This is a genomic window from Mitsuaria sp. BK037, assembly GCF_014193045.1.
In the GTDB taxonomy this organism is placed as follows: Bacteria; Pseudomonadota; Gammaproteobacteria; order Burkholderiales; family Burkholderiaceae_C; genus Roseateles.
The window spans coordinates 134,280-151,905 of the sequence record NZ_JACHYS010000004.1 but is presented as its reverse complement, the minus strand read 5'-3'; the positions used below and the strand labels follow the sequence as shown (position 1 = coordinate 151,905).

General features: G+C 71.7%; 16 protein-coding genes. 4 read left to right on the top strand and 12 right to left on the bottom strand.

Translation table 11 applies throughout. From position 1 onward, the window contains the following. The first annotated feature begins 11 nt into the window (after positions 1-11). The gene (locus FHT37_RS21680) at positions 12-557 is read left to right on the top strand and encodes a cysteine hydrolase family protein (protein ID WP_183484482.1); all 546 of its coding nucleotides are present in this window, start codon (positions 12-14) and stop codon (positions 555-557) included. Between the two features lie 52 nt (positions 558-609). On the opposite strand, the gene FHT37_RS21675 is transcribed toward FHT37_RS21680, so the two are convergent. The 8 genes from FHT37_RS21675 to dmeF form a co-directional block, all read right to left on the bottom strand. After that, positions 610-1,380: a Crp/Fnr family transcriptional regulator gene (locus FHT37_RS21675; RefSeq protein ID WP_091720109.1), complete on the bottom strand. Its 771-nt coding sequence runs from the start codon at positions 1,378-1,380 to the stop codon at positions 610-612. A 162-nt stretch (positions 1,381-1,542) separates the two neighbouring features. After that, positions 1,543-2,271, bottom strand: a complete 729-nt coding sequence (locus FHT37_RS21670) for a flagellar basal body L-ring protein FlgH (protein WP_254783155.1) — start codon at positions 2,269-2,271, stop codon at positions 1,543-1,545. An 11-nt stretch (positions 2,272-2,282) separates the two neighbouring features. Next, positions 2,283-2,843 (bottom strand): hypothetical protein, encoded by a 561-nt coding sequence (locus tag FHT37_RS21665; protein ID WP_091720107.1) that lies wholly within the window; start codon positions 2,841-2,843, stop codon positions 2,283-2,285. Positions 2,844-2,854: 11 nt separating this feature from the next. Next, the gene (locus tag FHT37_RS21660; protein ID WP_183484479.1) at positions 2,855-3,202 is read right to left on the bottom strand and encodes a hypothetical protein; all 348 of its coding nucleotides are present in this window, start codon (positions 3,200-3,202) and stop codon (positions 2,855-2,857) included. 19 nt (positions 3,203-3,221) lie between these two features. Beyond that, positions 3,222-3,596, bottom strand: coding sequence for a hypothetical protein (locus FHT37_RS21655; protein ID WP_141225182.1), 375 nt, complete (start codon positions 3,594-3,596; stop codon positions 3,222-3,224). A 198-nt stretch (positions 3,597-3,794) separates the two neighbouring features. Then, on the bottom strand, positions 3,795-4,016 hold the full coding sequence (locus FHT37_RS21650) for a hypothetical protein (RefSeq protein WP_141225181.1): 222 nt from the start codon (positions 4,014-4,016) through the stop codon (positions 3,795-3,797). Between the two features lie 210 nt (positions 4,017-4,226). Beyond that, entirely contained in the window at positions 4,227-4,367 is a 141-nt protein-coding gene (locus FHT37_RS21645) for a hypothetical protein (RefSeq protein WP_183484476.1), read from the bottom strand. A gap of 55 nt (positions 4,368-4,422) precedes the next feature. After that, positions 4,423-5,451, bottom strand: coding sequence for a CDF family Co(II)/Ni(II) efflux transporter DmeF (gene dmeF, locus FHT37_RS21640; protein WP_183484473.1), 1,029 nt, complete (start codon positions 5,449-5,451; stop codon positions 4,423-4,425). 83 nt (positions 5,452-5,534) lie between these two features. On the opposite strand from dmeF, the gene FHT37_RS21635 reads away from it, so the two are divergent. Both FHT37_RS21635 and FHT37_RS21630 read left to right on the top strand, forming a co-directional pair. Then, the gene (locus FHT37_RS21635; RefSeq protein ID WP_147241483.1) at positions 5,535-5,810 is read left to right on the top strand and encodes a metal/formaldehyde-sensitive transcriptional repressor; all 276 of its coding nucleotides are present in this window, start codon (positions 5,535-5,537) and stop codon (positions 5,808-5,810) included. A gap of 65 nt (positions 5,811-5,875) precedes the next feature. Beyond that, positions 5,876-9,598, top strand: a complete 3,723-nt coding sequence (locus FHT37_RS21630; RefSeq protein WP_183484470.1) for a CheR family methyltransferase — start codon at positions 5,876-5,878, stop codon at positions 9,596-9,598. A 47-nt stretch (positions 9,599-9,645) separates the two neighbouring features. On the opposite strand, the gene FHT37_RS21625 is transcribed toward FHT37_RS21630, so the two are convergent. Then, positions 9,646-10,725, bottom strand: coding sequence for a sensor domain-containing diguanylate cyclase (locus FHT37_RS21625; protein ID WP_183485667.1), 1,080 nt, complete (start codon positions 10,723-10,725; stop codon positions 9,646-9,648). A 284-nt stretch (positions 10,726-11,009) separates the two neighbouring features. On the opposite strand from FHT37_RS21625, the gene FHT37_RS21620 reads away from it, so the two are divergent. Beyond that, a complete protein-coding gene (locus FHT37_RS21620; protein WP_091720085.1) occupies positions 11,010-11,465 on the top strand; it encodes a hypothetical protein in 456 nt (151 codons plus the stop codon). 83 nt (positions 11,466-11,548) lie between these two features. Here FHT37_RS21620 and FHT37_RS21615 read toward each other — a convergent pair whose 3' ends face one another. From FHT37_RS21615 to FHT37_RS21605, 3 genes are read right to left on the bottom strand one after another with little or no spacing between them, the layout of a single operon-like run. Next, positions 11,549-12,964 carry an efflux transporter outer membrane subunit gene (locus tag FHT37_RS21615; protein WP_183484467.1) on the bottom strand — a complete coding sequence of 472 codons (1,416 nt, stop codon included), beginning with the start codon at positions 12,962-12,964 and terminating at the stop codon, positions 11,549-11,551. A 2-nt stretch (positions 12,965-12,966) separates the two neighbouring features. Beyond that, complete coding sequence (locus tag FHT37_RS21610) at positions 12,967-16,152, bottom strand: efflux RND transporter permease subunit (RefSeq protein WP_183484465.1); 3,186 nt, start codon at positions 16,150-16,152, stop codon at positions 12,967-12,969. Between the two features lie 29 nt (positions 16,153-16,181). Continuing rightward, the gene (locus FHT37_RS21605; RefSeq protein WP_254783359.1) at positions 16,182-17,390 is read right to left on the bottom strand and encodes an efflux RND transporter periplasmic adaptor subunit; all 1,209 of its coding nucleotides are present in this window, start codon (positions 17,388-17,390) and stop codon (positions 16,182-16,184) included. Positions 17,391-17,626 lie beyond the last annotated feature (236 nt).

Here is a 17,626-nt window from a genome sequence, read left to right as displayed (position 1 = left end):
CGGCGACCGTCATGACCACTGCCCTGCTCATCATCGACCTGCAACGCGCGCTGTGCGTGGGCGAGTACGCCTGCCACGACGTGGACGCGGTGATCGGCCGCGTCAACGGCCTGATCGCGCAGGCGCGCGAGACCGGCACGCCGGTCGTCTTCGTGCAGCATGAGGAGGACGGCTGGGAACCGCTGCGCCATGGCAGCGAGGGCTGGCAGCTCGACGACCGGCTGCAGGCGCGGCTGCAGGATCCTCGGGTGCGCAAGACCTCGCCCGATTCGTTCCACCGGACCGAGCTGGACGCGGTGTTGAAGGGCCTGGGCGTGACCCACCTGGTCGTGTGCGGCGCGCAGAGCGACTTCTGCGTCGACACCTCGACGCGCCGCGCGCTCAGCGCGGGCTACGACGTCACGCTGGTCGAGGACGGTCACACGACGATCGCCAACGGCGCGCTGACCGCGCCGCAGATCATCGAGCACCACACGCTGATCCTGCGAAACCTCAACAGCTTCGGTCCTGCGATGAGCGCGAAGCCGGCGGCGGAGATCCGCTTCGGCGCGGCCTGAGCCGACGGCTTCCGTCCCTCCCGCCGACCGCTCCCGCCGGCCGCCCGCCGCGCTACTTCAGCGCCGTGCGCGCGCTGGCCAGGCGCGACAGCGTCATGTCGCACTGATCGACGGTGCCGATGCAGTCCAGCCCGCGTGATTCCACCTCGCTCATCAGGCTGAGCCAGGCGTTCAGGCCCTCGAGCGTCACCTTCGTGCGCGAGGTCCGGCTCCAGCCGCGTTCGGCGAGCTGGCCCAGGTAGATCCAGGTCTGCCGGCGCGACAGGCCCGACAACTGCCCGATGCAGGCCTGCGACACCGGCAGCGCCAGGCTGTTGCTGGCCGCGCCGCCGCGCTGCGAGCTGCTGAGCGCCGCCGCCAGCGTGGCCAGCACGCTGATCAGGCGCTGGAAGCCGTTGCCGGCCAGTCGCATCGTGATCTGGTCCTGCAGCCGCGACGCGGTCGCCGCGTACAGCTCGCCGGTGGCCGCGTCGCGTTGCGGGGCGTGGGTGTCCTTCATCCGCGGCAGCGGGATGTGGATGGTGGTGACGTCGACCAGCGCCGTCACGTCGTAGCGCGCCGCCAGCTGGCCCAGCGGCGAATCCGCCCCGATGACGTCGCCCAGCCACAGCGCCGCCACCGCCACGCGGGTGTCGGCCGCGACCTTGGCCGCGAGGAAGGCGGCACCGCCGCTGATCGCGATCCATTCGGCCAGCGGGCTGCCGGCCTCGATGATCTTCTGGCCGCGTCGATAGGTCCGCACCTGGCCGTCGGCCAGCCAGTCGTCGGGGTTGTCCGTCTCGCCGTTGTGCGGCACCTGCGTCGCCTTCGTGTTCATGCTCATGCTGGATGGGATCCACCGGGCCAGGCTCCGCCCTCCGCGCTGCATGCGGAAGGTCGGCGAAGGCCTGACGGCGAACCGTGGGTTATAGAAGCGGACCGTCCCCGCCGATCGGTCGATAAGGCCGGTGAGGTCGGCCCGGTTTGCCGGTTGACCGCGCGCCGGTCACCAGATGGACAGGCTCCGCGCCAGGACGCGCTGCAGCCAGCTGCGCGACGAGGCCTCGGACACATCGCCCTGCGCGACGCTCTCCAGGCTGGCGTTCACCACGTCGCGCGAAGCCACCACGTTGCCGGGGCGGATGTCGCGCGGATTGACGATGCCGGAGAAGCGCAGCGTGTTGACGCCCTTGTTCAGGCCCACGTTGCGCTCGCCCGCCACCAGCAGGTTGCCGTTGGGCAGCACGTTGATCACGCTCACCGCCACCTGCGTGACGAAGCTGTTGTCGGTCTCGGTCGTGCCCGAGCCCTTGAAGGCATCGCTGCCCGAGGCGGTCGCGTCGATGTTGAGCAGCCGCTCCACGGCGCCGACCTTGCTCTGGCCGCCCGGCCCGCGGACCGCGAGCCGGTTGTCGCGGCTGGTGTCGGTGGTCTGCTTCTGCGTGGCCTTGAGCGTCTCCTGGATGTCGACCTTCAGCGTGTCGCCGATCGCGCTGGGCCGCTTCTCGCCCGAGAACAGCGAGGTGGGCGACATGCCGGGCTGGTAGATCGCGCCGTTGCTGGGCCGCTCGATGTACATCGGCGCCTGCGGCGGCGCGACCAGCATCGGCCCGGGCACCGTGGGCGGCGCACCGGCGCAGCCGCCCAGCGCGATGAGCGCGCCGGCGGCGACCGCCAGCGCGGCGGCGCGGCAGGCCGCGCGCGTGCGGCGGCGAGATTGCTTGCTCGAGATCACATCCCTCTCCCTCAGCTCTGGAAGCCGGTGACCAGCGCCTTCACGACCGGCGCGATCTTGTTGCGTGTCCCGGCCCATCGGGCCAGGCCGAAGTTCTCGTCCGCGACGTAGCTGCTGGTGGACAGCAGCGTGCCGTCCGACCGATGCAGGCTCAGCGACGCGGCGCTCAGGTTGGCGCGGTAGCCGCTGGCCATCGGCGGCACGCCCCATTCGATGGTGGCGACGTAGCGCAGCCAGACGCCGCATTGCTGCAGGCCGGTGCCGGGCTCGTAGACGCGGCTGTCGACGCCCTGCCCCTTGAGCTCCACCTGCAGCGCCGGGACCAGGTCCTCGAGCGGCGCGTTGCGGTTGAATTCGATGCACACCGCACGCACCGGCGCATCACCGTGATGCACGGTGTTGCTCGCCCGGGCCGGCGCGGCGGTCGCCAGCGCGGTCGAGGTGGCCGCGCTGGCGCCCTTCACCAGTTCCCAGGCAGGGACCGGGCTCAGCACCGCGCAGCCGCCGAGCGCCATCGCCGCGGCGTGGGCCATGACGACGGCGGCGAGCGGCCGGACGAAGGACGGGCGCATGGCGGCGGGCCTCACACCAGCTCGTCGAGCACGGCGCCGCCGCCCAGCGCGGCCATCACGCCGTAGGCGACCACGTTGCCCAGCACCTGGCCCACGGTGCCGGCGACATCGCCGACGGTGTCGGTCACCGTGTCGGCGGCGGTCTCGACCGCGTCCAGCGTGTGGTCGGCCAGCGCCTGCAGGCCCTGGGCGCTGATGGTGGCGGTGACGCCGAGCACCGGACCCAGCGTCAGGCCCGGACCGCCGCGGGACGGGCCCGACGACGCGCCGGACGAGGTGGCGCGGCTGGCCTCGGCGGAGGGACCGTCGGACGAGGTGGCGAGGCTGGCCAGGCCGGACAGGAAGGGTACGCTGCTCAAGGCGGTCTCCCGGCGGGGTTCAAGGCCGCGCGGCCAGCGCGGCCGTGTCCAGCGACAAGGTGCTCGGCACCGGCGAGGCGGGCGTCGGCGAAGCAGCCATTGAAGGAGTGGGCGCCGCGGTGGTGGCTGCAGCGTTGGCCGCGCTCGCGACGGCCGACGCGAAAGGCGATGCGACGGGCGCGGTCGCGGCCGGACCGGGGGCGGCCGCCTTGGCCTCGTTCAGCGCCTTGGAGAAATCGGCTGCGCCCGACTTGGCGCCCTTGGCCGGTCCCGAAGGCGCCGGCGCGCCGGCCCGGACGGCCGGCGACGGAGAAGCGGAGGACTTGACGTGCATGGCGAAGCGCTCTCGTTCGTTGGGGTGAACGGATTCTTCGCCGCGGCCGTCGGGCGGCATGCGCGGATGAGCGCGAGGAACTCAGCGGTCGCCGCGAGCTCGGTGAACTGCGTCACCGAGGCCAGGAACTGGGCGGCGTCGACCCCGTTCCCTCCGCTCAAGTTCGCGCGGAAGCGGCGTCGTGCGGGCGATCAACGCCCTCGGCGCGCGAGGCGCGTGCGGGCGGCCATGAAGGGGGGAAGGGAACGCGGAGGGCGGTCAGGGGCGACGCTGGAGTTCGAGCGCCTCGGTCCACTCATCCCAGCTGGACTCGCTGACCTCCAGGCCTTCCAGCGCGGGCGTGTCCTCGATGGGCCAGCCGGACGGGCTGAACGGGATGCGCCGCTGCAGCAGCAGTTCGGTCTGGCGCAGGATGTGCTGCATGACCGAACCGAGGGGGTGACCGGCGTCGCCGGTCGGGGGCGCGAATCGTTGTCGCATGGTCCTCTCCTGTCGAACCCCCACTATCGGCGGGGGCCGGCGCAAGTGCCATCCCACCATAGGGTGGACATGGAGGGATGCGAGCGGGAGCAGGACGAAAGGCGGTGGGGGGCGGTCGAGCGGTCACGGAGGAGGCGACACGCGCGACGACAGGCCGGCGCAGGATCAGATCGATCATTTCGAGGTGATCGATCTGAACATCCCGGTGGCTCAGATCACCTGTCGCAGCAGCGCATACAGCGCGATGCCGCCGGACACGACGGCGCAGGCGGTCTTCACCGAGCGATTGGCCACGAAGGCACCGATCAGGCTGCTGACCAGGATGGCGGCGAGGAGGTAGTTGATTTTCATGGGCCGCGATTGTGGCGGCGTGCCGGTGCCGGTCGACCCGGCGCCGCGGCGCGGATCAGACAGTCGCGCCCGCGGGCCGGTTGATCTCGACGGTCACGTGAACAAGTTCCTCATGCACCGACAGCAACCGGCGGACCTCATCGGGCCGTGCCTCGGGATGGTCGGTGACCAGCGACACGATGCAGGCGTACTGGGCCCGGCCCACGCGCCACACATGCAGGTCGGCGATCGCCGCCGGCCATGGGGCGGCGGCGATGACCTCGCGAACCTCGTCGACGACCGGCGCGTCCATCTCGGCGTCCAGCAGCACGCGGCCGGTGTCGCGCAGCAGCCCGCGCGCCCAGACCGCCACCAGCGCCGCGCCGGCGATGCCCATCGCCGGATCCAGCCAGTCGGCCCCCCAGAACCGCCCGCCCAGCAGGGCCACGATGGCCAGCACCGAGGTCGCCGCGTCGGCCAGCACATGCAGATAGGCGGCGCGCAGGTTCAGGTCGTCATGACCGTGGGGCGCCGCGTGCGTGTGCTCGTGGGTGTCTCCATGCTCATGCCCGTGGCCGTGGCCGTGGCCGTGGCCGTGGCCGTGGCCGTGGCCGTGGCCGTGGCCGTGGCCGTGGCCGTGATGATGGTGCTCGCCGCGCAGCAGCCAGGCGCAGGCGAGGTTCACGAGCAGCCCGAGCGCCGCCACCGCGATGGCCTCGTCGTAATGGATCGGCGTCGGCGCGAGCAGCCGCTCGATCGACTGCCACAGCATCAGCCCCGCGACGCCGATCAGCAGCAGCGCGCTGCTGTAGCCGCCCAGCACCTCGATCTTCCAGGTCCCGAACGCGAAGCGGCCGTCCTTCGCCCAGCGCCGCGCCGCGCCATAGGCCAGCACCGAGACGCCCAGCGCCACCGCGTGCGAGCTCATGTGCCAGCCGTCGGCCAGCAGCGCCATCGAGTTGAAGAGATAACCGCCGGCGATCTCCGCGACCATCATCGCGACGGTGAGCAGCACGGCCCAGCGCGTGTTGCGGGCAGCGAGCGGGTTGCCCTCGTCAAAGACATGCGTGTGCTGCCAGGCGGCGATGGAGGTCGTGGAAGGCATGGGAAAAGCCGGTCCCGGCCGGCGTTGTCATACTCCCCCCCAGTATAGGAGCCGGCTGCGCGGCGTCGCTAGAATGCCGCGCCATGGCACACACGACCACCGGCCGGAAGAAGCTGCTCACGCGCATCCGCCGCATCCAGGGGCAGGCGGCGGCGCTGGAGCGCGCCGTCGATCAGGACGCGGACTGCATGGCCGTGCTGCAGCAGATCGCCGCCATCCGCGGCGCGGTCAACGGGCTGATGGCCGAGGTGCTGGAAGGCCATGTGCGCGAGCACCTCGGCGCACCGGGCCTGAGCGCCGAGCGGCGCGCGGCCGAGACCGACGCGGTCGCGGCGCTGCTGAAGTCCTATCTGCGCTGAGCGCCCGCGGGCGCGGGGCGCGAGGGGTAGACTCCGCCGCACCTTTCAAGACAACGGGGTCTCGGGTGGATACAGAGGAGCGGCGTCCCTTGCGGGTGGTGGTGCTGGGCGGCTCGGCAGGCAGCATCGACGCGCTCGGCGCCATCCTCGGTGCGCTACCGCACGAACCGGGCTTCGCGGTGCTGGTCATCACGCACCTCGATCCCAACGAGGAATCCCATCTCGCCGAGGTCCTGCAGGAGCGCACCACCCTGCCGGTGGAGCGGCTCGAGCACATGGCCAAGGTCGAGCACGGCCGCGTCTACGTGCTGCCCGAGAACGCCGGCGTGATCGCGCTGGACGGCCATTTCCGCCTCACCCGCCGGCAGCCGGGCCTGCACCTGCCGATCGACGGCTTCCTCGCCACGCTGGCGCAGGACCCGGACCAGGACGGCGCGGTGGTCATCCTGTCCGGCACGGGCCAGGACGGCGCGGCCGGCATCGTCGACCTGAAGGCCACCGGCGGCTTCGCGATCGCGCAGGCGCCGGGCACCGCGGCCCATGACGGCATGCCGGTCGCGGCGATCAACACCGGCCTCGTCGACGAGGTGCTGCCGCCGGCCGACATCGCCGCCGCGCTGGTGCGGCGCTTCGGGCAGCCGCACCAGGAAGGCGGGCTCCCCGGCTCCACCTCCGGCACGCAGGACGCCGATGCGCTGGAGACGGCGCTGTCGATCGTGCAGCAGAAGGCCGGCGTCAACCTGGGCTACGTGAAGGACGTCAACCTGCGCCGGCGCTTCCTGCGCCGCGTGCTGCTGCAGAAGGACCGCGACGTCGCCGCCTACCTGCAGCTGCTGCGCAGCGACCCCTACGAGGCCGCCGCGCTGCGCGACGACGTGCTGATCGGCGTGACGGCCTTCTTCCGCGATGCGGAGTTCGTCAACGTGCTGCGCCAGGTCGTGCTGCCCAAGCTGCTGGCGCTGCGGCATGACCCGATCCGCATCTGGGTGCCCGCCTGCTCGACCGGCGAGGAGGTGTACACCATCGCCATGCTGCTCAAGGAGGCGATGAACGCCGAGGGCATCGCGCGCCGCGTGCAGATCTTCGGCACCGACATCAACGAGGCCTCGATCGAGACGGCGCGCGCCGGCCGCTACGGCGCGGCGGCGCTGGAGAACGTGCCGCAGGCCTTCCGCGACGCCGCCTTCCTGCCCAGCGCCGGCGGCTACCTCGTGGCCAAGGACCTGCGCGAGATGTGCGTCTTCGCGCGGCACAACCTGCTGGCGCATGCGCCCTTCTCCGGCATGGGCCTGATCAGCTGCCGCAACATGCTGATCTACCTGCGCAAGGAAGCGCAGCAGCATGTCTTCGAGGTGCTGCACTACGCCTGCCGCAACGACGGCTTCATGCTGCTGGGCCGGGCCGAGGCGGCCTCGGTCGCCGATGGCTTCGAGCATGCCGGCGCGCCGCACCTGTACCGCAAGCTGCCGAACTCGCGCCGCCAGCGGCCGCTGTTCCCGATCGACGCGCTGCGCCCCTGGGTCAGCGACAGCGATGCGCCGCGCGTGCCGCAGGCGCCGCCGCCGGACCTGGTCAGCGGGGCGGCCGACCGCGTGGCGCTGGCGCGCTACGCGCCGCCCGGCTTCGTCGTGAACGAGAGCGGCGACGTCGTGCAATTCCGCGGCGACGTGGCCGCCTTCATCGCGCCGGCCAGCGGCGAAGCGACGCTGGCGCTGCCCCGGCTGCTCGACGCCGAGCTCAACGTCCCGGTGCGCACCGCGCTGATCGAGGCCAAGCGCACCGCGCTACCGGTGCGGCGCGAGCGGGTGGCATTCCGCGACCGTCGTTATGCGCTGGAGGTGCTGCCGCTGGAGACGGGCGAGGCACTGCAGCACTTCCTCGTCACGCTGGCGCCGGAGCCGGACGAGCCGGTCGCCGGCGTGGCCTCGGCGCTGTCGGCGCCGCCGTTCTCGCCGGGCGGCGCGCGGGCGCGCGTCGACGAGCTCGAGCGCACCGTCACGACGCTGTCCGATGAACTCGAGGCCACGCAGGCCCAGCTGCGCACGCTGGTCATCGAGTTCGAGTCGGCCAACGAGGAGCTGCGCACCGCCAACGAGGAGATGCTCAGCACCAACGAGGAGCTGCAGAGCGCCAACGAGGAGCTGCAGAGCGCGAAGCAGGAACTCGAGTCGGCCAACCAGGAGCTGATCTCGCTGAACGAGGAGCTCAAGTCGCGCAACGACGAGCTGGACCAGGTCAACGACGACCTCAGCAACCTGGTCGAGGGCATCCCGCTGCCGGTGGTGCTGCTGGACCGCCAGCTGCGCCTGCGCCACGCCTCGCCGCAGGTGGCGCAGCTCTTCGGCTTCGAGCCGGCGGCCATCGGCCAGGCGATCGGCCAGCCGGTCGCGCTGGTGACCTCACGCTTCGCGGTCGGCCAGCTGGAGCAGCTGGTGCAGGCCGCCGTGCAGGGCCTGGCGCCGGTGGAGCACGAGCATCAGGACAACGAGGGCCGCTGGTGGCTGATCAACGTGCGGGCCTACCGCACCGCGGATGAGCGCATCGACGGCGCGGTCATCGCCTTCCAGGACATCCACGAGCTCAAGTGCGCGCTGGGCTCGGCCCAGCATGCCCGCGACGACGCGGAGCGCGCCAACACCGCCAAGGACGACTTCCTGGGCATGGTGTCGCACGAGCTGCGGGCGCCGCTCAACGTGATCGCCGGCTGGGCCTCGGTGCTGAAGCAGTCGCAGGAGCGCGGCGTGCTCGCCGAGGCGACCGCCACCCGCGCGATCAGCACCATCCTCAAGCACTGCCAGGCGCAGGCGCAATTGATCGACGACCTGCTGGACGTGTCCCGCATCGCCTCGGGCCACCTGACGCTGGAGATGCGGCCGCTGGACCTGTCGGCCTGCGTGCGCGCGGTCGTCGACGGCCTGCAGCCCACCGCCGAGGCCCGCGGCCTGACGCTGAGCGGGACCGGCCTGCAGCAGCCGCACCGCATCCAGGGCGACCAGCGCCGGATGCAGCAGATCGTCTCCAACCTGGTCGGCAACGCGCTGAAGTTCACGCCGCGCGGCGGCCGCATCGGCGTGACGCTCAGCCGCATCGGCCCCACGGTCGAGCTGGCGGTCGTGGACACCGGCATCGGCGTCGCCGTCGAGCTGCTGCCGCGGCTGTTCGACCGCTTCACCCAGGCCGACATCACCCGCACCCGCGAGTACGGCGGGCTGGGCCTGGGGCTGTCCATCGTGCGCCACCTGGTGCTGGCGCACGGCGGCACGGTGACCGCGCACAGCGAGGGCGAAGGCCGCGGCACGCGGCTGACGGTGCGTTTCCCGGCGGCGGAACTGGTCTCGGACACGCCCGACACGCCGCCGCGCGAAGGCGTCACCGCCGACCTGCGCGGCCTGCGCGTGCTGCTGGTCGACGACGACCCGCATGCGCTGGACGCGTTGCGGCACCTGATCGAACTGGCCGGCGCCCAGGTGCGCGCGGCCGGCTCCGTCGACGAGGCCTGGACCGCAGTCTCGGCCGCGGCGCCGGACGCCGCGCCCCATGCGCTGGTCAGCGACGTGGCCATGCCGGGGGCGGACGGTTATTCGCTGATCCGTCGGCTGCGGGCGCATGAGCGCGAGCGCGACCGCGACTCGGCCGGCGGCCCGCCGCTCTATGCGGTCGCGCTGACCGGCCTGGCCACGCTCCAGGACCGCGATGCCGCGATCGCGGCGGGCTTCGACGACCATCTCGCCAAGCCGGTGGACGTCGACCTGCTCGTCGAGAAGCTGCTGATCGCAAAGCCACGCTGAGCGGGCCGCGAGCTCAAGCCATCACGTGGCCAGGTCGCAGCGGCGGATCAGTCCGCCGCCTGCGCGATGACCGCGGGCACGATCACGCTGCGGCGGCGGGCGCGCTTCACGTCGTACATGCGCTCGTCGGCCAGGTGCAGGGCCTGCTCGACGCTGAGCCCCGTCGGGTCCAGCGCGACAACACCGACGCTCGCGCCGGCGTACTGCAGCGCATGCCCTTCCAGGTCGAAGCGCCCGACGCTGGCGAGCGACGCGCGCTGCTCCAGCGTGCGCGCCGCCTGGGCCGGCTCGCCGCGATCGAGCAGCGGCGCCTGCGCGGACGAGGCCCCGCCCAGCGCCACGCCGGGCCCGACGACCACGAACTCGTCGCCACCGACCCGCGCCAGCATGTCCGAGCCGCGCAGCTCCAGCGACAGGCGCTGGGCCATCTCGCGCAGGAACAGGTCGCCGCGGTGATGGCCGAGCTGGTCGTTGACGGTCTTGAAGCCGTCCAGGTCGATGCAGCCCAGCAGCACGCAGGTGCCGTCGCGCGCGGCCCGCTGCAGCTGGCGCTGCAGCTCGTCGAACAGCGCGCGGCGGTTCGGCAGGCCGGTCAGCGCGTCGGTCAGCGCATAGGTCGCCAGCTGCTCGTTGGCGGCGCGCAGGTCCGCCACCAGCCGCTCGCGCTGCAGGAATTGCCCCACCAGCGAGGAGAACAGCCGCAGCAGCGACTCCGCCTCCGGCGCGATCGGCCGGCGCTGCGCGCTGGCCGCGCACAGCGTGCCCATCAGCGCGCCGCCGTCGTCGCGCACCGGCGCGCTCACATAGGTCTGGATGCCCAGCTGGCGCGCCGCGTCGGAGTCGCCCCAGCAGTCCGCCACGTCGCTGGTGGCCATGCGGCCAGCGTCCAGCGCGCGCTTGCACAGGGTGTCGGACCAGGCCACCGTCAGCCCCTCCGGGATGGTCATCGCGCCGGTGTTGCGCGCGATCAGCACGTGCTGCTCGCCGGCGCGCAGGTCGATGGTCGTCAGGTAGGTCGATTCCAGCCCGGTGATCGAGCCCAGCATCTCCAGCAGCGGGCGGGTGAGCTGGTCCAGGTTCCGGGCGACCGGCACGGTCGAAGTCAGGCGGGCGAGCAGGGCATCCAAGATCGGCATCGAAGGTCGGGACTGAAGCCGCCGATGTTGTCACAACTGCGCCGCGCCACCGGACGCCGTCCGTCATGGCGTTGGCGCCGTCCGCCGGATGCGCCCGAGGACATCGCCGTCCCGGCGCGGCGGGCTACGCCCCTGCATGTGCGCCGGGCATGTGCGCCGGGCATGTGCGCCGAGCGTGCCCGCCGGGCCTGCGCGCCGGGGGCGTAGAGGTCCGCATGCGCGCCGGGCGTGTGAATTGCCGCGAACGCTTCATCGAAGGCACAGGGAGAACCCCCATGCAACGCGACGGACAGTACCGCGGCGTCTCGTACCGGGTCGAATCGACGCCCACGCCCGGCGGCGCCTACCTTGGCCGCTACCAGCTGTTGGATACCGGGCGACGGCGCCATGACGCGACCGATCATGAATTCCTCGGCGGCGGGCCGGCCGCCAACGACGCGTTCGGCGAGGAGCTGGAAGCACCGCCGGCACGGCGCGCGGCGATGGACGCCGCTCCGGCGCGCGAGGCAGCGGCGTCCGGCGGGGCCGCGCTCGGAGCCGGCCCGGCGACCGGCGCCGAGGACGTCGTCCACCCCTCGCTCGACGCCGTCTGGGCGACGGAGAACGAAGCCCTCAGCTACGCCACCGAAGCGGCCTGCCACGCCATCGAGATCATGCAGCTCGGCCGCCCGCAGGCCCAGGGTCGCGGCAGCGGCTCGAGCTGGCGCCGCACCGACACGCTGGGGCAATGAGCGCGGGATGAAAAACGGCGCCGGCCGCGATGCGGTCCGGCGCCGGAGCGCGGGTGAGCGGGTGCGCGGGGCCGCCGCCGGCCTCAGGACGGCTGGCGCGCGGCGTCCAGGCCGCCGCCCAGCACCTTGTAGAGCTGCACTTGGTTCTGCAGCTGTGCCAGGCGCACCTGCAGCGCCGCCTGCTGCGCCGCGAAGCTGGCGCGCTGCGCGTCCAGCAGGTCCAGGCTGGACGCCGCGCCATTGCGGTAGCTCAGGTCCACCAGCTCGAGGCGGGTCGCCTCCGCCGCGGCCTGCGCGTCCTGGGCGCGGAGCTGCTCGTCCAGCGTCGCGCGGCCCGCCAGCGCGTCCGCCACTTCCTTGAAGGCCGTCTGCACGGTCTTCTCGTACTGGGCGACCGCGATCTCGCGATTGGCCCTGGCCGCCGCGACGTTGTTCTTCACCCGTCCCGCGTCGAAGATCGGCATCAGCGCCGAGCCCGCGATGCTCCACGCGCTCTGGCTGAACAGGTCCTTCAGCGCGCTGCTGGCCGTGCCCACGCTGCTGGTCAGCGTGATGCTCGGGAAGTAGGCGGCGCGGGCGACGCCGATGTTGGCCTCGGCCGCCACCAGCTGCTGCTCGGCCTGGCGCACGTCGGGCCGGCCCACCAGCACCTGCGAGGGCACGCCCGCCAGCAGCGCGCCCATGGTCTGGTCGCTCAGCGGGCGCGCTTGCGGCAGCGCGTCCGGCAGGGTCTGCCCCACCAGCAGCGTCAGCGCGTTCAGGTCCTGCTGGCGCGTGCGCTCGGCCTGGGCCAGGGTGGCCCGCGCCGATTCATAGGACGACTTGGCGGTGCTCAGGTCCAGGTTGGACGCGGCGCCGTTGTCGAACTTCAGCTGCATCAGCTTGAGGCTGTCCTCGCGCGTGGCCAGCGTCTGGCGCGTGAGCGCCAGCAGTTCCTCGTCGGCCTGCACCGCCAGGTAGGCCTGGGCCACGCCCGCGACCAGGCTGATCCGCGCCGAGCGCGCCGCCTCGTCCGTCGCCAGGTACTGGGCGAAGGCCGCGGCGCTCTGGTTCTTGACCCGGCTGAACAGGTCGAGCTCGTAGGAGGTGACCTGCAGCCCCGCCTGGTAGACGCTGACGATCTGGCTGTCTCCGCTGGACGTGGTCTGCGGACCGCGCTGCGCCGACAGTCCGAGATTGACCGTCGGCCAGCGGTTGGCCGCGGTGACGTTGGCCTGCGCCCGCGCCACGTCGACATTCAGCAGCGCCACGCGCAGGTCGCGATTGTTCTTCAGCGCCAGGTCGATCAGCTGCTTGAGCCGCTCGTCGCGGAAGAACTGCTGCCATTGCAGCTCGGTAGCCACCTTGGCGTCGGCCGCCTCGGCGCCCGGACCCTGCGGCCACTGCGGCGCCACCGGTGCCTCGGGGCGCTGGTGCTCGGGCGCCAGGTTCACGCAGCCCGCCAGCAGCGCCACCGTGGCGGCGGCCGCGGCCATCACTGAGAGTTTTCTTTTCGTCATCGTCAGACTCCGTCCGCGTTCTTCGCGGCGTGGGCGGCCCGGGTCGCGTCAGGGCCGTCGAGCTCATGCGAGTACAGCTTCTGCTGGCGCTCGCTGCCCTTGAAGAAGCGGCGCACCACCAGGAAGAACACCGGCACGAACACCACCGCCAGCACCGTCGCGGTCACCATGCCCGACAGCACGCCGGTGCCGATCGCCCGCTGGCTCGCCGAGCCCGCGCCCGAGGCGAAGAACAGCGGCGTCACGCCCAGGATGAAGGCCATCGAGGTCATGATGATCGGCCGGAAGCGCAGGTGCGCCGCCTCCAGCACCGACTCCACCAGCCCCTTGCCCTGCGCCTGCAGGTCCTTGGCGAACTCGATGATCAGGATCGCGTTCTTCGCCGACAGGCCGATGATGGTGATCAGGCCGACCTTGAAGTACACGTCGTTGGGCATGCCGCGCAGCGTCGCGCCGAGCAGCGCGCCCAGCAGGCCCAGCGGCACCACCAGCATCACCGACAGCGGGATGGACCAGCTCTCGTAGAGCGCGGCCAGGCACAGGAACACCGCCAGCAGCGAGAACGCCAGCAGGATGCCGGCCTGCGAGCCGGAGAGCTGCTCCTCGCGCGACAGGCCGGTCCACTCGTAGCCGATGCCCGGCGGGAGCTGGCGGATCATCGACTCGAGTTCCTTCATCGCCTGGCCCGTCGAGGCGCCGGCCGCCGCGTCGCCGGCCAGGCGCATCGCCGGATAGCCGTTGTAGCGGGTGGCCTGCATCTGGCCGGTGATCCAGCGGCTGGACGCGAAGGCCGACAGCGGCACGTTGGCGCCCTGCGCGTTGGTCACGTTGATGGCCAGCACGTCCTCCGGCGTCATGCGCTTGGGCGCGTCGGCCTGCACCACCACGCGCTGCATGCGGCCGGTGCTAGGGAAGTCGTTGACATAGGTCGAGCCCAGCTGGATGCCCAGCGTGCGCGCGATCGTGTCGTAGCCGACGCCCAGCGCCTGCGCCTTGTCGCGGTCGATGTCGACCTGCAGCTGCGGCGCGTCCTCCAGGCCGTCGGGCCGCATGCCGGTGATGATCTTGCTCTTCTGCGCCATGCCCATCAGCTGGTTGCGCGCATTGAGCAGGGCCTCGTGGCCGAGGCCGCCGCGATCCTGCAGGCGCAGCGCGAAGCCGGTGGCGGTGCCCAGTTCCGGGATCGGGGGCGGCGAGAGCGGGAAGATGAACGCGTCGCGCACGCCCACCATCATCGCGCCCATCACGCGGCCGGCCAGCGCCTGCGCGCTGTGGTCCTTGCCCTTGCGCTCCTCCCACGGCTTGAGCGGCACGAACACCAGCGCGGCGTTCTGGCCCTGGCCGGAGAAGGAGAAGCCGATCACGCCGATGGTGTCGGCCACTTCCGGCTGCTTGTGCAGGAAGTTCTCGACGGCGGCGACGGCGGCCTCGGTCCGGTTGGAGGTCGCGCCCGGCGGCAGCTGCACGTTGACGATCAGGTAGCCCTGGTCCTCGTTCGGCAGGAAGGAGGTGGGCATGCGGAGATACAGCCAGCCCACCACCGCGACGACCGCGGCGAAGGCCACCATCATCGTGCCGCTGCGCTTGAGCAGCCTGGCCACCCAGCCTTCGTAGCCCTTGGCGGTGCGCGAGAAGCCGCGGTTGAACCAGCCGAAGAAGCCGCGCTTCTCGTGGTGGTGGCCCGCCTCGACCGGCTTGAGCAGCGTCGCGCACAGCGCCGGCGTCAGCGACAGCGCCATCAGCGCCGACAGCGCCATCGAAGCCACCATCGCCAGCGAGAACTGGCGGTAGATGTTGCCCACCGAGCCGGCGAAGAACGCCATCGGCACGAACACCGCGATCAGCACCGTGGTGATGCCGATGATGGCGCCGGAGATCTGGCCCATCGCCTTCTTGGTCGCCTCGCGCGGGCTCAGGCCCTCCTCGCTCATGATGCGTTCGACGTTCTCGACGACGACGATCGCGTCGTCGACCAGGATGCCGATCGCCAGCACCATGCCGAACAGCGTCAGCACGTTGATCGAGAAGCCCAGCGCCAGCATCACGCCGAAGGTGCCCAGCAGCGCCACCGGCACCACCAGCGTCGGGATCAGCGTGTAGCGCCAGTCCTGCAGGAACAGGTACATCACCAGGAACACCAGGATGATGGCTTCCACCAGCGTCTCGACGACCTGCGAGATCGAGATCTTCACGAACTTCGACGAGTCGTACGGGACGGTGTAGACGACGCCCGCGGGGAAGTACTTCTTCAGCTCCTCCATCCGCTGCTTGATCGCGGTGGCGGTGCCCAGCGCGTTGCCGGTGGGCGAGAGCTGCACGCCGATGCCGGTGGAGGGCTGGCCGTTCAGGCGGGTGTAGGTGGCGTAGCTCTGGCCGCCCAGCTCGATGCGGGCGACGTCCTTGAGCAGCACCTTGGAGCCGTCGGTGTTGGCGCGCAGGACGATCTTCTCGAACTGCGCCTTGTCCTCGAGCTGGCCCTTGACCACGATGGTGGCCGACATCGTCTGGCTGCTCGTGTTCGGGCGGTCGCCCAGCACGCCGGCCGGCACCAGCGCGTTCTGCGCGGAGACGGCGGCGCTGACCTCGGCCGGGCTGAGGTTGTAGGACTGCATCTTGGCCGGGTCCAGCCAGATGCGCATCGCGCGCTCGGAGCCGAACAGCTGCGCCTGGCCCACGCCGGGGATGCGCTGGATCTCGGGGACGATGTTGCGGGCGGCGTAGTCGCCCAGCGCGATCGGGTCCATCGAGCCGTCCTGGGACGCCATGGTCACGAACAGCAGGAAGTTGGAGCGCGACTTGTCCACGCGCACGCCCTGCTGGGTGACCGCCGCCGGCAGGCGCGGCGTGGCGCGCGAGAGGCGGTTCTGGATCTCGACCTGCGCCAGGTCGATGTTGGTGCCGGACTCGAAGGTCACCGTGATCGAGCCGGTGCCGTTGGCCTGGCTGATCGATTCCATGTAGGCCAGGCCGGGCGCGCCGTTGAGCTCCTGCTCGATGACGGAGACCACCGCCTCGTCCAGCGTCTTGGCCGACGCGCCGGGGTAGGCCACCGAGATCACCAGCGAGGGTGGCGCCACGGTCGGGTACTGCGCCACCGGCAGCTGGGTGATCGCCACCCCGCCGAAGACCAGGATGAACAGGGCGATCACCCACGCGAAGATGGGGCGATCAATGAAGAAACGTGCCATGTCTTGGATCCTTCCTGAGCGTCAGGCGCTCAGCGGCTCGCCGCGCCGGAGGCGGCGGGCGCCGCGCCGGAGGCCGCTCCGGACGCCGCGCTGGCCGGGTTGAACGGCACCGGATTCACCGGCGCCCCCGGCACGAACATCTTCTGGAAGCCGTCGGCGATGACCTTCTCGCCGGGCTTGAGGCCGTCCAGCACCACCCACTGGTTGCCGATCGCGTTGCCGATCTTGACCTTGCGCGGCGCGGGCTTGTTGTCGGGGCCGACCACCAGCACCGTGTCGCCGGTGGAGCCGCGCGTCACCGCCTGCTGCGGCAGCAGCACCGCCGAGGGCAACTCCGCCTGCGCGACGCGCACCCGCACGTACTGGCCGGGCAGCAGCAGGCCGTCGGGGTTGGGCACCTCGGCGCGCAGCGTCACCTGGCCGGAGGTCGGATCGACGCTCAGGTCGGTGAACAGCAGCTTGCCGGTGCGCGGGTAGACAGTGCCGTCGTCGCCGACGACCTCGACCTGCGCCGCATTCGCGCCCGCGCTGCGCAACTGGCCCGCGGCCAGCGCGCGGCGCATCGCCTGCACCTCGTTGGCCGACTGGGTGAAGTTGACATAGACGCTGCTGACCTGCTGGATCAGCGCGAGCTGCGTCGCGTCGGACGCGCCGACCAGCGCGCCCTCGGTCACCAGCGCGCGGCCGATGCGGCCCGAGATCGGCGCGTACACGTGGGCGTAGTCCAGGCTCAGCTTGGCCTGCACGACGGCGGCCTTGGCGGCGGCCACGTCGGCCGCGGCGGCCTTGGCGGTCGCCACCGAGGTGATGTATTCCTGCTGGCTGATCGCCTTCGCGTCGGCCAGCGGCTTGTTGCGCGCGGCCTGCGCGGCGGCCTGCGCCTCGTTGGCCTGCGCCTTGGCGAGGTTGGCATTGGCGCTGTCGAACTGCGCCTGGTAGGGCGCCGGGTCGATCAGGAACAGCGCCTGGCCGGCCTTGACCTCCGAGCCTTCGGTGAAGAGCCGCTTGAGCACCACGCCGTTGACGCGCGCCCGGACCTGCGCGGTGCGCAGCGCCTCGACCCGGCCCGGCAGCTCGGTCTGCAGCGCGACCGCCTGCTGGCCCACCGTGACCACGCCGACATTGGCCGGCGGCATCCCGCCGCCGCCCGGGCCGCCCTTGCCGGCCGCCGCCTCATCCTTGCCGCAGGCGGTCAGCACCGCCGCGATCGAGATCACCAGCGGCAGCAGGTAGAGCATGCGCGCGCCGGCCTTCAGGCTCGGGCGCTCCGACCCCGGCGTTGCTTTTGTCAGAGGGGTAGACATCACGATGGGATTCCTCTCGCAGTACAGATCAGTTCTTCGGATGAGCGGCCCGGCGCGACGTCGCCAGGCGGGAGATCGGCGGCCGCTTCCGGCAAGCCCGGGCCCTCCCCGCCACGACGCCTGGCGCCGTCACGGTTCGACCCAAAGTCGCGCAGTATATACATACATTC

Coding starts and splice junctions, on each gene's coding strand:
- FHT37_RS21605 (WP_254783359.1), bottom strand. CDS start 17,390: ATGCTCTACCTGCTGCCGCTGGTGATCTCGATCGCGGCGGTGCTGACC.
- FHT37_RS21650 (WP_141225181.1), bottom strand. CDS start 4,016: ATGCGACAACGATTCGCGCCCCCGACCGGCGACGCCGGTCACCCCCTC.
- FHT37_RS21675 (WP_091720109.1), bottom strand. CDS start 1,380: ATGAGCATGAACACGAAGGCGACGCAGGTGCCGCACAACGGCGAGACG.
- FHT37_RS21615 (WP_183484467.1), bottom strand. CDS start 12,964: ATGACGAAAAGAAAACTCTCAGTGATGGCCGCGGCCGCCGCCACGGTG.
- FHT37_RS21680 (WP_183484482.1), top strand. CDS start 12: ATGACCACTGCCCTGCTCATCATCGACCTGCAACGCGCGCTGTGCGTG.
- FHT37_RS21645 (WP_183484476.1), bottom strand. CDS start 4,367: ATGAAAATCAACTACCTCCTCGCCGCCATCCTGGTCAGCAGCCTGATC.
- FHT37_RS21635 (WP_147241483.1), top strand. CDS start 5,535: ATGGCACACACGACCACCGGCCGGAAGAAGCTGCTCACGCGCATCCGC.
- FHT37_RS21610 (WP_183484465.1), bottom strand. CDS start 16,152: ATGGCACGTTTCTTCATTGATCGCCCCATCTTCGCGTGGGTGATCGCC.
- FHT37_RS21620 (WP_091720085.1), top strand. CDS start 11,010: ATGCAACGCGACGGACAGTACCGCGGCGTCTCGTACCGGGTCGAATCG.
- FHT37_RS21655 (WP_141225182.1), bottom strand. CDS start 3,596: ATGCCGCCCGACGGCCGCGGCGAAGAATCCGTTCACCCCAACGAACGA.
- dmeF (WP_183484473.1), bottom strand. CDS start 5,451: ATGCCTTCCACGACCTCCATCGCCGCCTGGCAGCACACGCATGTCTTT.
- FHT37_RS21665 (WP_091720107.1), bottom strand. CDS start 2,843: ATGCGCCCGTCCTTCGTCCGGCCGCTCGCCGCCGTCGTCATGGCCCAC.